Raw genomic sequence first — 14,215 nt, forward strand, 5'->3', positions numbered from 1 at the left:
CCTTAACTTAATGACATTGCCCCTAGGGGAAACCTTTTTTTGTTTTTTATAGGAAAGTTACGACGGAAGACGAGGCATAGCTTCTTTTCGTGTATGGAATAATATAACACTTGTTAGTTTAGCATGAATATAATAATCCTAATTCAGATTGGAAAAGCTAGTATAAAAGGGAAACTTATTCTAATTATACAATTATAAATGTTTAACTAGCTAGAGGTGACAGACTTGAAAAAAAATGGGATGTTTATAACAATATTAATAATTATAGCAATGACTGGATGTTCAAATAAAATAGAACAGATAGATGATACTAAGTATCAAGAACTCATTCAAAAAACTGAATTAACAAAAGTATATGTAAGATGTGAAGAAGAAGTTTGGGAAGAAATGCATATGATGGCTAATACAAAAATTGTTGCTGATGAAATATGGGGTGAAATTGAAATTACTGAGGAAAGAGTGGATTATTTAATTACAGAAGTTCTTGTATCAGAGTATTCAGATAGAAAAAAATTATTAAGCATATTATACAATTGGAAGAATAAAGATTTTTCTTGTGCAGTAGATGAACATAATTATCTATGGGAAAAATTAGGAGGAAGTGTTGGAAAAGCTTATGAATTAAGGAAATAGTCAATTTTGGATTTAATTAGCTGTAATAGAAGAATGATTATCTTCTTATAATTGCATATTTTGGCTTTAAATGGATTTTTAATACTAAAGCCATATAATTATACGTTTTGTATTTTTAAAGCAGTAATATGGGCGTTTTTTTAAGTGCGCATATATTTTTCATATGTTCAGCAACTTGGTTTGAACTAGTTTCTTCTATATTAATAGAGGGCTGATTTCTATTATTATAATTTATTTGGTATGAGTAATAGATTTAAAAAATATAGAAACTGGTATTTAATTTTTTACTATATTTAATTGGAATGATAATTTGTTATTAATAATATGATTATTTTATGATATAATGATATAAATTGCTTATATACTAAATATTACTAATAAGGTTAATGCTTTTAATAAGTTAAACAAAATAAATTATTAATTTGTTTAACATTTCATTTTATTGCATAACCAAATATACATATGATAAGGGGGACAACATGTTTAACAGAGTTTATAGTGCTGCATTAATGGGTATTGATGGATATATGGTAGGAGTAGAGGTAGATATATCAAGTGGCTTTCCTAGGCTTGACTTGGTCGGGTTACCAGACTCTGCTGTTAAAGAGTCTATAGAAAGAGTAAGAACATCTATAAACAATTCAGGATTTCAGTTTCCTTGTAAAAGAATAACAGTAAATTTAGCTCCAGCTGATATAAGAAAAGAAGGACCTGCATTTGATTTACCAATTGCTGTTGGTATTCTAGCATGTATGGAGTTAATAGATACAAAATCATTGGATAAAACATTAATTATTGGGGAATTATCTCTAAATGGTGAAGTGCAGAAAGTAAATGGTATACTACCTATTGTTTACAAAGCATATAAGAATGGCTTCAGACGATGTATCCTTCCCTTAGATAATGTTGATGAGGGTGCAGTAGTAGAAGGTATTGATGTTATTGGTGTTAATAATCTATCTGAAGTAGTCAAATTATTAAATGATGATATAAAAATGAAACCAAAGAAAATTGACATAGAAAAATTATTCAAAGAATCATGGAACAATGAAGAAAATACAATAGATTTCAGTGATATAAAAGGACAAGAAAATGTAAGAAGGGCATTAGAAATTGCAGCTGCTGGAGCTCATAACGTTTTAATGATAGGACCACCTGGTTCTGGTAAAACCATGATGGCAAAAAGATTACCTACTATATTACCAGACTTGACTTTTGAAGAAAGTATTGAAATAACAAAAGTATATAGTGTGGCTGGATTATTAAGCACAGATCAGGCATTAGTAACTAAAAGACCATTTAGAGCTCCCCACCATACAGTATCTAATTCGGCATTGACAGGTGGAGGTAGAATTCCGAGACCAGGAGAAATCAGTTTATCTCATAATGGGGTTTTGTTCCTAGATGAAATGCCTGAGTTTAGCAAAAATGTATTAGAAGTAATGAGACAACCACTAGAAGATGGCAAGGTAACAATTTCTAGAGTAAATGCAACAATTACATATCCAGCGAATTTCATGCTTGTAGCGTCTCTTAATCCGTGTCCATGTGGATATTATCCCGACAGAGAAAAATGCAGTTGTACTCCACTACAAATAAAAAGATACGTCAATAAAATATCAGGACCACTTCTTGATAGAATAGATTTGCATGTAGAGGCCAATAATGTTAATTACAATGATCTTAATAATAAAAAGAAGATGGAGTCTTCAAAAGATATTAAAAACAGAGTAATGAAAGCCCATAAGATTCAACAGCAGCGATATAAAGATTCTAAGATATATTTTAACTCAATGTTAAGCGTGGTTCAGATTGATAAATATTGTAAGTTAGATGATTCGTCAAGGGAAATGATGCAATTAGCCTTCAAGAAGCTTGATTTGAGTGCTAGAGCATATCATAGAATATTAAAAGTCGCAAGAACAATAGCGGATCTAGAAGGTAAAAATGACATTGAGGAGAAACATCTAGCAGAAGCAATACAATATAGATCTCTTGACCGTAACTACCTAGATTAAAAAATAGTAACTTGATATTATTCCATAAACTGTTTATAATGTTAACTTAGGGAAATTAATAGAATGATTTGAGGAGGAAAACAATTGTCTGATATCTATTTGGAAGTTAACCTTCATAACCTATATTATAATCTATCCAAAATTAAAGAACAACTAAATAATGATACTATGATTATGGCAGTTGTAAAAGGTAATGCTTATGGACATGGTAGTGGAGAAATTGCAAAAGCATTAAGGGATGATGTGGATTATTTTGGAGTAGGATTACTTGATGAAGGTGTTCAACTTAGAAAAAATGGTTTAGAACAATCTATTTTTTTAATGGGTCCCACAGAGGAATTTGAAATAGTCTATGAGAATAATATTACTATGAGCATTTGTTCATTAAGCCAATTAAAAAAATTAATTAATTGGACAGATAATTATAAGAAAAAAATCAAGTTTCACTTAAAAGTAGAAACGGGAATGAATAGATTTGGCATAAATTATGACCAATTGGAAGAAGTTGAATCACTATGTAAAAAATCTACTTATGCAATACTAGAAGGAGTATATTCTCATTTTGCAACAACATATAAAAACAATAGGTCTTATGTATTGGGACAGAAAGAAAAGTTTGATAAATATATAACTTTCTTTAATCAACACTATAACAACTTGATTTATCATATATGTAATAGTGAAAATACGATAGATTATAAAGAAGCTCATTATAATATGGTAAGGCTAGGTAATGCTTTATATGGTCCTTGCAACAGTAAAAAAAGAGTAGGATTAAAAAAAACAGCTAACATTAGGGCGAAAGTCATATATGCTAAAAAAGTTAAAGCAGGAGAATATATAGGTTATGGAAATAGTTATAAATCAAAAAAGGATAAAACTATAGGAATAGTTCCCATGGGATTTTATTGTGGAATGGGTCTAATTAAAAAACCTATAGGTTCCAAATTTGGTTCTGTCTTTATATATTATTTGAAAGAAATATACAGGTTTTTATTTAGAAATAAAACAGTGATATATTATAAAGGAAAACCTTTAGAGATACTAGGAAGACCAAATATGCAATACACTATTGTTGATATAACAGGTATAGATAATACAGATAAAATGATGGTTGAGATAAAAGTCTCGCCTATTTTTGTAAAAGAGAATATAAAAAGGACATACATTTCGGAGGTAAAAAGTTAATGGAATTTGTTACACACATAGATGAAAAAAAATTCACTTTATTCAATGAAAATCACCCTAATGGACATGCTTTACAATCCGTAGAATGGGGTAACTTAAAGTGTATTGGAGAATGGACTAAAGAATTGGTTGGACTAGAAAATAGTAAAAAGGAATTACAAGCTACGGCTATGCTATTAAGACGAAAATTACCAGGAATATCAAGATATATTTTATATGCTCCAAGAGGGTATGTTCTTGATTATAAAAATATAGATTTAGTGAAAGAATTCACAAATCAGTTGAAACAGTATGCCAAGAAATCAAAAGCAATTTTTGTGAAGATAGATCCATGTATAATCTATAAGGAAAGAACTATTGATGGAGATATACGAGAAGATGGTATAGATAATACTAAATTGATTAAATCATTAAAAGATATGGGTTACGCACACAAAGGAACCAATCTTGATTTTGAAGGAATTCAACCAAGGTTTGTGTTTAAGTTAGATGTAGATAAGGATAAAGATACTTTATTCAAAAGTTTTCATCATAAAACTCGATATAATATTAGGTTAGCAGAAAAAAAAGGTATCGAAATATATGAAGGTAGTATAGAAGACCTAAAAGAATTTGAAAGAATAATGAGAGTTACAGGTTCAAGAGATGATTTTATCACAAGGCCGTTAAAGTACTTTAGTGATATGTATAATACCATGGAAAAACAGGGGAAAATGAAACTGTTCATGGCAAAATATAATGTAAAGAAAGCATTAGATAAAGCTGTTAAAGACTTGGATAAAGAAGAAAATTCTAAGAAACCCAATGAAGATAGAATTAATAAATTACAAAAAGAAATTCCAGAAATGACAGAGCTAGCTAACAAAAATCCAGAAGGTATTATAGTATCAGGTGCAATCGTATTGTTGAATGGTAATAAATCATGGTATCTATATGGAGCAAGTGATAACTTGTACAGAAACCTGATGCCTAATTACTTATTACAGTGGCATATGATATCATATTCTATGGATTATGGTTGTACATTGTATGATTTTAGGGGGATTTCAGGTGATCTTGACCCGAATCATCACTTGTATGGTTTATATAGGTTTAAAAAGGGATTTAATGGTGATTTTGTGGAGTATATAGGTGAGTTTGATTTAGTGGTTAACAAGTTTTATTATAATCTATGGGAGTTTTGGGTGCCGAAAGTGAAAAAACTAATTAGAAAAATCAGGAGTAAATAACTAAAAAAGAATTAGAGGATGATGTGTATGGGGAGTGTTATGGAAAAGGAACACTATTGGTTATGGTTAAATAATATAAAAGGTATTGGGCTTAAGAAGATAAAATACTTATTGAATTATTTTGATGAACCAAAGAATATTTGGAAAGCAACTGATGAACTTAGTGAAGTAAAGGGCTTAAGAGAAATAGATAGAAAATCAATTATAGAGTCTAGAAACCAAGAAAAGATAATAGAATATTATAACAGAATAAATAAGAATAATATTAAATTTTATTCTATTGATGATGATTTGTACCCAGAAAACTTGAAAAATATTTATGATTACCCTTATGGTATCTATGTAAAAGGTGATTTAGAAGAAAAATTACCTATCATAGCTATTGTGGGAGCTAGAAGATGTACAGAATATGGTAGAGAAGTAGCAAAACTTTTTGGAAGAGAATTAGCAAAAATGGGAATTATAATTATTAGTGGGATGGCTAGAGGCATAGATACTGCTGCTCATAAAGGTGCTTTAGAAGGCAAAGGTAAAACATATGCCGTACTTGGGTCTGGTGTTAACATATGTTATCCAAAGGAAAATTATAAATTAATGGATGACATTAGTCATAATGGAGCACTGATATCTGAATTTCCAGTTAATCAAATTCCAAAACCAGGTAACTTTCCTCTTAGAAACAGAATTATTAGTGGAATTAGTGATGGAGTTTTAGTTATAGAAGCTGCAGGAAAAAGTGGTTCGCTAATAACTGCTGACCAAGCGTTAGAACAAGGGAAAGATGTCTATAGTATCCCTGGCAGGATAACGGACAAATTAAGTGAAGGTACTAATAATTTGATTAAAATGGGTGCTAAAATGGTAACTAATATTGATGATATTTTAGAGGAAATTTCTGTAAGTTTCAGCAATGAAAAACAAAAAAATTCAGAAAATATTACTTTAGGACTTGCAGAAATTGAAAAAATAGTGTATTCTTGTTTAAGTTTAGAACCTTTATTTATTGACGATATACATATTAAGTCAAACATACCAATTAGTGAACTTGGGTTGATATTAACAAAACTGGAACTTAAGGGCGTAATAAAACAACTGCCAAACAAATATTTTATTAAAAAATTGTAGTGGAGGGTAAAAATGGCAAAGAATTTAGTAATAGTTGAATCGCCTGCAAAAGCAAAGACTATAAAAAAATTTTTAGGTAGCAATTATAAAGTTGAAGCTTCAATGGGACATGTAAGAGATTTACCCAAAAGTCAGTTAGGCGTAGATGTAGAAAATGACTTTGAGCCCAAATATATAACTATAAGAGGTAAAGGAGAACTCCTAAAACTTCTTAGAAAAGAAGTGAAGAAGGCTAATAAAGTTTATTTAGCTACTGACCCTGACCGTGAAGGTGAAGCTATATCATGGCATTTGTTATTTTCTCTTAATTTAGAGGACAAAAAATTTTACAGAATAACTTTTAATGAAATTACAAAAAATGCAGTTAAAAATTCTATAAAAGAAGCTAGAGAAATTAACATGGATTTAGTTGATGCTCAACAGGCTAGAAGAATATTGGACAGAATAGTCGGATATAAGATTAGTCCGCTACTATGGAAAAAGATTAAAAAAGGACTCAGTGCAGGAAGGGTCCAGTCAACTGCTCTAAAACTTATTTGTGATAGAGAAGAAGAAATTAATAGTTTCATTCCAGAAGAATATTGGTCATTAGATGCAAAATTACAAGACAAGAAATCCAAAGACGAATTCACGGCTACATTCTATGGTAAAAATAAAAAAATGAAAATATCTTCTAAAGAACAAGTTGATGAAATTATTGATTACCTTAAAGATAAAGAATATATTGTAAGTGATGTTAAGGAAAGTGAAAGGCTAAAAAAACCACTTCTACCGTTTATTACAAGTACTCTTCAACAAGAAGCTGCCAAGAAATTGAATTTTACAACTTCTAAATCTATGAGAATAGCTCAGCAATTATACGAAGGTATAGATGTAAAAGGAAAAGGTACTATAGGACTTATTACTTATCTTCGTACTGATTCAACTCGTATATCTGATGATGCGGATAAAGCTGTAAAAGAATATATCTCAAGTAGTTTTGGAGAAGAGTATGTTAATAATAATAAAATCTCAAGCAATAAAAAAAGTAATGTACAAGATGCCCATGAAGCTATAAGACCAACTTATGTTGATATCTACCCTGATGATATAAAAGTGTCATTATCAAGGGATCAATTTAGATTATATAAGTTGATTTATAACAGATTTGTTGCAAGTAGAATGAAACCCGCAAAATACGCTACAAAATCAATTAAAATTAATGGAGGAGATTACAGATTTAATGCTTCTGGTTCTGTTTTAATCTTCGAGGGATTCCTAAAAGTATATAATATTTCAGATGAAACAGAAGATAACCAAAAAATTGGAAATATTAATAAAGATTCTATTTTAAATTTAATAGATTTAAGCCAAAAACAACATTTTACTCAACCAGCGCCTAGATATACAGAAGCATCATTAGTAAAGACATTAGAAGAAAATGGTGTTGGTAGACCAAGTACTTATGCACCAACTATATCTACCATACAAAAAAGAGGCTATGTTTCTAAAGAAAAGAAAAATATCTTTCCTACTGAATTAGGTGAAATTGTTAACGAGATAATGGAAAAATATTTTGAAGATATAGTGAATGTTAAATTCACGGCAGCACTAGAAAAAGAACTAGATGAAGTAGAGACTGGAAATATACAATGGAAAGAAGTACTTAGAAAATTTTATCCTGATTTTCATAATACAATTGAATACGCTGAAGAAAAAATAGGCAAAATTGAAATAAAGGATGAAGTTTCTGACGTTCTATGTGATAAATGTGGTAGAAACATGGTAATCAAAATTGGCAGATATGGTAAATTTTTAGCATGTCCTGGTTTCCCAGAGTGTAGAAATGCTAAACCATTATATGAAAAAGTTGAGGGTGTCTCTTGCCCGAAATGTAGTGGAGAAGTCTTTATTAAAAAGACTAAAAAAGGCAGAAGATATTATGGGTGTGAAAATAATCCAGAATGTGATTTTATGACTTGGAACAGACCTACTAAAGAAATTTGTCCAAAGTGTGAAACCATTATGGTTGAAAAGGGCAAATATCTAAAATGTAACAATGAAGAATGTAATTATAGCGTTCTAAAAGAAAAAGAAGAACATGAATAATAATTTTGTTATTCATAAAAATTGTCAAAGTAATTAGAAATAAAATTCTAGGGCAGTTACTTTGGTATTAAATAAAGCAAGGTAAAAGCGTCAATTTTAAATATATACTTGAATATTTAGAAGCTTCGTAATATAATAAAATATGCAACTTGGTTGATGCTTTTAGCTTAATAGCATAATAATTTAGGAGGGAAAAATTTAATGAGTGTACAACTACTGGATAAAACGAGAAAGATTAACAGATTACTACAAAGAACAGGTACACAAAGGGTAATATTTACCGACATATGTGAAGTGCTTAGTGATATATTATATTCTAATGCATTAGTGATTAGTAAAAAGGGCAAATTACTAGGACTTCATAACAGGGAAGAAGTTGGTATTATTGAAGAGTTGTTACAAGATAGACTGGGAGAATGTATTGATAGAAATTTAAATGAAAGATTATTAAATGTTTTATCAACAAAAGAAAATGTTAATCTTGAAACATTAGGGTTCTCTTCAAACGTAAACGCAAATAATTATATTGGAATTATTGTTCCGATTGATATTGCGGGTGAAAGACTTGGAACTTTATTCCTATATAAGAATAATGATTCCTATGACATTGAGGACATAATATTAAGTGAATATGGTGCTACTGTTGTAGGACTAGAAATCATGAGATCAATTAACGAAGAAAATACAGAAGAAATTAGAAAGACTACTATCGTTAAATCTGCAATTGGTACTTTATCATTCTCTGAACAAGAAGCTATTACACATATATTTGAGGAGTTAAATGGTAAAGAGGGCATACTTGTTGCAAGTAAAATAGCTGATAGGGTTGGAATTACTAGATCTGTTATTGTTAATGCACTTAGAAAATTCGAAAGTGCAGGAGTTATTGAATCTCGTTCATTAGGTATGAAAGGAACTTATATTAAAGTTCTTAATGATGTATTGATTGAAGAACTCAATAAACTATAAGATTTTAAAATAAAAGGGGAAGCTTGAAAAAGCTTTCCCTTTTTTAATTACAAAAATAGCTATTACTGTAAAATATGTGTAATATTTTCAAAAATTGTTAAGTATATATTGTATATTATGACATAAACTGATACAATATATAGGATAAAAGTATTTTTTTGGAAAAGATAACTGAGTATTTAATAACTACAATTAATAATTAAGTCTTATTTATTAGATTAGTGTAAATTAAGTCTAATTGCTCATTACAAAAGCCTTGCAATTTTCGACATATAAATTATAATAAATATTAATGGATAAAAAAGGCAGGTGGAATTATGATAAGTAATAATATGTACAATGGAATTAATATTTTAGGAAAATCTTTAAATGCAAGTTTGATGAGACACGATGTGATTTCAGAAAATGTAGCTAATGAAGATACACCAGGTTATAAAAGAAAAGATGTTAAATTTGAAGGATTATTACAAGAAGCATTACTATCTAATAATAAATTATCTAATATAGATATTAATGCACTAACACCTCAGGTAGTTGTCGATAAATCAAATCTAAGTTATAGATTAGATGGTAATAATGTTAATATTGACACCGAAATGACAGAACTTACAAAAAATCAAATTAAATTCAATGTTTTAGTTGACCAGGTTTCTAATAATTTTGGTAGAATTAAAACAGTTTTAAATCATTAATTAGGATAAGAGGTATATATGTTATATAAATATTAATTACGATAGGAGGTAAAGATAAATGTCTTTTTTTAATTCAATGAACGTTAGCGCTACTGGGTTAACTGCCCAAAGATTGAGGATGGATATTATTTCTCAAAACATTGCTAATGTCAATACAACTAAAACAAAAGATGGCGGACCATATAGAAGAAAAGTTTTGCTTTTTGAAGAACAGAAAAAAAATGATTTCAGTTCCATGCTTAATGATTCAATTGATAATTATACAGCTTCAGGAGTTAAAGTATCCAAGATTATTGAAGATACTGAACCATTAAAAAGAGTATATGATCCAAGTCATCCAGAAGCAGACAAAGATGGTTATGTATCAATGCCTAATGTTAATACAATAGAAGAAATGGTAAATATGATATCGGCTAATCGTTCATATGAGGCAAATGTGACTGCAATGAATGCAGCTAAATCAATGGCAATGAAATCTTTAGAGATTGGCAAATAAGAGATTAATAGAATTGACATGATTGGAGAGATGCGAAATGGGAATTCAAATTGGAGATATTAGCAGTATAAATAATCTTATAACCAGTGGAAATAAGAAAGAAAAAGAATCTGGACAATTATTTGAGGATATATACAAAGCGGCAATAGGATTAGTAGATGATACAAATCAATTGCAGAAAAAGTCCGAACAAATAACTACAGATTTTGCTGCAGGTAAAACTGATAATTTTGTTGATGTTCTAATCGCATCAGAAAAAGCTTCAGTAGCATTACAATACACAGTAAAAATAAGAGATAAATTACTTGATGCATATAATGAAATAATGCGTATGCAAGTCTAAATATTATTTGTATTTAGATGTCAAACCTAAACTAAGTTAGAAAATGGATGTGTGATTTATGTTAAAGGGGTGTACATATGCCTGGTTTTATAAGTAAAATTTCAGACCAAATAACCGGGTTCTGGAACAAGTTTGACAAAAAACAGAAGTTGCAAATAATTGCAGCCTTGGTAGTTACGGTTATTGCATTGAGTATATTGACAATAGCATTGAACAAAACAAAGATGGTACCATTTGTTTCTGGATTGGAACCAAAAACTACTAACGAAGTTAAAACTTTATTACTTGAACAAGGAATTAAATATGAAGTTCGAGATAATGCTTCTTCTGTATATGTAGATAAAAACAGAAAACAAGACGCTCAAATGGCACTAGACAGTATGGGAATCATATCAAATACTGGTATGACATATAAAGAAGCTTTTAATTCTAGCCTTAGCACCACTGAAGCAGAAAAAAAAGCAAAACACAGATTAGCATTTGAAAATGAATTAGGAGATAAGATTTCTGTTATTGAAGATGTTGAGTCAGCAGTGGTTAAATTAGTTATACCTGATCAAGACAGAACAATATTTGATGATGTCAAGGAATCTAAAGCATCTGCAATACTTAATACTTCAAATGAATTAACAGAAGAACAAATTGTTGGTATAGCTAACTTTTTAGCATCTTCAGTAGAGAATTTAGAACTTAAAAATGTAAGAATTCTTAATAATTCTGGTAAAATGTTGTATTATGGTGAAGATATTGATGAAAATGGTACAAGTCTAAATAAAAAGATAAATTATGAAGTAACTATGGAAAACAAAATAGAAAAAGATGTTTTATCTATATTATTAGGAGAATTTGATGATGCTGTAGTTACAGCGGATTTAATAATTGATTTTGATACTCAATCTTCAATAAAAGAAGAATATAGTACACCAGAAGGACAATCAAAAGGAATACCTTCATCTGAATATCATTATGAATCAGAAGGTACAGATCAGACACCATCTGGTATTCCAGGAACAGATTCTAATAATGGTACGACTGATTATCTTATGCCAAATAATAGTACTTCTGATAGCAGTACCAAAATAGATAAAGTAGATTATGATGTAAGTAAAACTATTACAAATGAAACTAAACATATAGGGAATATAAGATACAATGAATCGTCTGTATCTATATCAGCTAAAAAATATAAAATATATGACCAAGCACTTCTTAAAAAACAGGGTATTCTAGATGAGATAACATGGGAAGAATATAAAGCTCAAAATAGCGAGTCAAAAAAAATAGCTATTGATAATGACCTTATGTCACTTGTTAAGAATGCTACTAATGGTTCAAAAGTTGAAATAATTGGATATGAAGTTCCTACATTTATACCTATTTCAGTTAAGAAGAAGCCTATTACAGATTATATTTTCATAGCTATTATTGTAATTATGATAGCGTTACTTGGATATGCAGTCTACAAAGGAACTGAACCAGTAGAAGTTACAGAGATACAACCAGAACTATCTGTTGAAGATATGCTTGCAAGTACGAGAGAACAACAAGATCTAGAAGAAATAGAATTTGATGAAAAATCTGATACACGAGTTCAAATAGAAAAATTTGTTGATGAAAAACCTGATGCAGTAGCGCAGTTGCTTAGAAACTGGCTAAATGAAGATTGGGAGTGATAATAATATGGCTAATAAAGATTTAAAAGGATTACAGAAAGCAGCTATATTGCTAATTGCTTTAGGTCCTGAGAAATCATCAAAAGTATTTAAACATCTAAAAGAAGAGGAAATTGAACAATTGACTCTTGAAATAGCAAATACGAGAAGTGTTTCTCCGAAAGATAAAGAATCTGTATTACAAGATTTTTATGAGGTATGTTTAGCTCAACAATACATAGCAGAAGGTGGAATTGGTTATGCCAAAGAACTACTTGAACACGCTCTTGGTTCAGATAAGGCAAAACAGGTCATTGGAAGACTTACAGCCTCATTACAGGTTAGACCTTTTGAATTTGTTAGAAAAACAGAACCTAGTCAATTGCTTAACTTTATTCAGGACGAACATAACCAAACAATAGCACTTATATTATCATACTTAAGTCCAGCTCAATCAGCAATGATACTTGCTTCACTGCCACAAGAAAAACAAGCTGATGTTGCAAGAAGAATAGCTGAAATGGATAGGACATCACCAGATGTCATTAAAGATGTAGAAAATGTATTAGAGAAAAAACTATCATCATTAGTTACTCAAGATTATACAATAGTTGGCGGCGTTGATTCTATAGTTCAAATATTAAATTCTGTTGACAGATCTACAGAGAAGAATATTATGGAAACATTAGAAATTGAAAATACAGAACTTGCTGAAGAGATCAGAAAGAAAATGTTTGTATTCGAAGATATCTTATCACTTGATAGTCGCTCAATTCAAACTATACTTCGTGATGTGGATAATAATGAATTAGCAACAGCATTAAAAGGTGCAGGTGAAGAAGTACAAAATACTATATTCAATAATTTATCTAAGCGTTTAGCGACTATGATAAAAGAAGATATGGAATATATGGGACCTGTTAGACTTAAAGATGTAGAAGAAGCTCAACAAAAGATTGTTGGTATAATCAGAAAATTAGAAGATGCTGGTGAAATTGTTATCTCTAGAGGTGGAGGTGACGAGATAATTGTCTAGTATTATCAAATCACCATTTATAAATTATGCCTCTAATAATAAAAAGATTATTGGTGTAAGTAATAAAAAGGACATCTATGAGAATAACGAAAATGATGTACATATTAGTACTGCTAAGATTACTAAATCCATTGAAAAACAAAAAAAACAAGCAGAACAAGTTGCTAATGATATTATCAATAAGGCAATGGGAGACGCTCAGTGTATAGTTGAAGATGCTAAAAAAAATGCTATAGATATTACTGGGGAGGCCTATAATAAAGCATTAAAAGACGGATATAATGATGGTTTTAGTAAGGGAGAACAAGAAGTAATACGTGTGAAAAATGAAGCTGATTTAATACTTCAACAAGCTCATGATGAAAAAACAAAGATTCTTAGTGATATAGAACCAAAAATGGTTGATATTTTAATGGACTTGGTAAAAAACCTGACTGGTTATGTTATTGATAATGAAAATATAATTATTTATCTAATTAGAAAAGGTTTTTCAGAAATTGAAACAATAGATGACTTGATTGTTCATGTATCGCCTAATGATTTTGATTATGTCAATGGAAATAGAGATAAGCTATGTGAAGATATAAGTCAAACTGTTAATGTTGAGATTATTAAGGATAGAACATTAGAATCTAACGATTGTTTTATAGAAACTAAATTAGGGAATTTAGATTGTAGCCTCAATACAAGATTAAGTGGTTTAACATCAGATTTGAAGCTTATTGCAAATAGTTTAAATTCTTAAA

The 14,215-nt window shown here is 29.6% G+C and carries 13 protein-coding genes; all 13 read left to right on the top strand.

Going from position 1 to position 14,215, the window contains the following annotated elements; genetic code table 11:
- The first annotated feature begins 225 nt into the window (after positions 1-225).
- The 13 genes from ACX6CF_RS24520 to ACX6CF_RS24580 all read left to right on the top strand — a co-directional run bounded on the left by ACX6CF_RS24520 (position 226) and on the right by ACX6CF_RS24580 (position 14,214).
- Positions 226-633 carry a DUF6241 domain-containing protein gene (locus tag ACX6CF_RS24520; RefSeq protein WP_458788011.1) on the top strand — a complete coding sequence of 136 codons (408 nt, stop codon included), beginning with the start codon at positions 226-228 and terminating at the stop codon, positions 631-633.
- 479 nt (positions 634-1,112) lie between these two features.
- On the top strand, positions 1,113-2,651 hold the full coding sequence (locus tag ACX6CF_RS24525; protein WP_458788012.1) for a YifB family Mg chelatase-like AAA ATPase: 1,539 nt from the start codon (positions 1,113-1,115) through the stop codon (positions 2,649-2,651).
- Between the two features lie 84 nt (positions 2,652-2,735).
- Complete coding sequence (alr, locus tag ACX6CF_RS24530; RefSeq protein WP_458788013.1) at positions 2,736-3,839, top strand: alanine racemase; 1,104 nt, start codon at positions 2,736-2,738, stop codon at positions 3,837-3,839.
- A complete protein-coding gene (locus ACX6CF_RS24535) occupies positions 3,839-5,068 on the top strand; it encodes a lipid II:glycine glycyltransferase FemX (protein ID WP_458788014.1) in 1,230 nt (409 codons plus the stop codon). The genes alr and ACX6CF_RS24535 overlap by 1 nt, the downstream gene beginning before the upstream one ends.
- Positions 5,069-5,095: 27 nt before the next feature.
- Positions 5,096-6,193, top strand: a complete 1,098-nt coding sequence (gene dprA, locus ACX6CF_RS24540; RefSeq protein WP_458788015.1) for a DNA-processing protein DprA — start codon at positions 5,096-5,098, stop codon at positions 6,191-6,193.
- A gap of 12 nt (positions 6,194-6,205) precedes the next feature.
- Positions 6,206-8,281 carry a type I DNA topoisomerase gene (gene topA, locus ACX6CF_RS24545; RefSeq protein WP_458788016.1) on the top strand — a complete coding sequence of 692 codons (2,076 nt, stop codon included), beginning with the start codon at positions 6,206-6,208 and terminating at the stop codon, positions 8,279-8,281.
- A 201-nt stretch (positions 8,282-8,482) separates the two neighbouring features.
- Positions 8,483-9,250 (top strand): GTP-sensing pleiotropic transcriptional regulator CodY, encoded by a 768-nt coding sequence (gene codY, locus ACX6CF_RS24550; protein WP_458788017.1) that lies wholly within the window; start codon positions 8,483-8,485, stop codon positions 9,248-9,250.
- 317 nt (positions 9,251-9,567) lie between these two features.
- Positions 9,568-9,942: a flagellar basal body rod protein FlgB gene (gene flgB / locus ACX6CF_RS24555; RefSeq protein WP_458788018.1), complete on the top strand. Its 375-nt coding sequence runs from the start codon at positions 9,568-9,570 to the stop codon at positions 9,940-9,942.
- Between the two features lie 58 nt (positions 9,943-10,000).
- Positions 10,001-10,438, top strand: coding sequence for a flagellar basal body rod protein FlgC (gene flgC / locus ACX6CF_RS24560; protein ID WP_458788019.1), 438 nt, complete (start codon positions 10,001-10,003; stop codon positions 10,436-10,438).
- A 37-nt stretch (positions 10,439-10,475) separates the two neighbouring features.
- Complete coding sequence (fliE, locus tag ACX6CF_RS24565) at positions 10,476-10,781, top strand: flagellar hook-basal body complex protein FliE (protein WP_458788020.1); 306 nt, start codon at positions 10,476-10,478, stop codon at positions 10,779-10,781.
- Positions 10,782-10,858: 77 nt separating this feature from the next.
- Positions 10,859-12,454 (top strand): flagellar basal-body MS-ring/collar protein FliF, encoded by a 1,596-nt coding sequence (gene fliF / locus ACX6CF_RS24570; protein WP_458788021.1) that lies wholly within the window; start codon positions 10,859-10,861, stop codon positions 12,452-12,454.
- A gap of 7 nt (positions 12,455-12,461) precedes the next feature.
- On the top strand, positions 12,462-13,469 hold the full coding sequence (gene fliG, locus ACX6CF_RS24575; RefSeq protein WP_458788022.1) for a flagellar motor switch protein FliG: 1,008 nt from the start codon (positions 12,462-12,464) through the stop codon (positions 13,467-13,469).
- On the top strand, positions 13,462-14,214 hold the full coding sequence (locus tag ACX6CF_RS24580; RefSeq protein WP_458788023.1) for a FliH/SctL family protein: 753 nt from the start codon (positions 13,462-13,464) through the stop codon (positions 14,212-14,214). Before fliG ends, ACX6CF_RS24580 begins: the two co-directional genes overlap by 8 nt.
- Position 14,215: the final 1 nt, after the last annotated feature.

It is taken from the genome of Vallitalea sediminicola (genome assembly GCF_054408565.1).

Coding starts and splice junctions, on each gene's coding strand:
- fliF (WP_458788021.1), top strand. CDS start 10,859: ATGCCTGGTTTTATAAGTAAAATTTCAGACCAAATAACCGGGTTCTGG.
- ACX6CF_RS24535 (WP_458788014.1), top strand. CDS start 3,839: ATGGAATTTGTTACACACATAGATGAAAAAAAATTCACTTTATTCAAT.
- ACX6CF_RS24525 (WP_458788012.1), top strand. CDS start 1,113: ATGTTTAACAGAGTTTATAGTGCTGCATTAATGGGTATTGATGGATAT.
- codY (WP_458788017.1), top strand. CDS start 8,483: ATGAGTGTACAACTACTGGATAAAACGAGAAAGATTAACAGATTACTA.
- fliG (WP_458788022.1), top strand. CDS start 12,462: ATGGCTAATAAAGATTTAAAAGGATTACAGAAAGCAGCTATATTGCTA.
- flgB (WP_458788018.1), top strand. CDS start 9,568: ATGATAAGTAATAATATGTACAATGGAATTAATATTTTAGGAAAATCT.
- topA (WP_458788016.1), top strand. CDS start 6,206: ATGGCAAAGAATTTAGTAATAGTTGAATCGCCTGCAAAAGCAAAGACT.
- flgC (WP_458788019.1), top strand. CDS start 10,001: ATGTCTTTTTTTAATTCAATGAACGTTAGCGCTACTGGGTTAACTGCC.
- fliE (WP_458788020.1), top strand. CDS start 10,476: ATGGGAATTCAAATTGGAGATATTAGCAGTATAAATAATCTTATAACC.
- dprA (WP_458788015.1), top strand. CDS start 5,096: ATGGGGAGTGTTATGGAAAAGGAACACTATTGGTTATGGTTAAATAAT.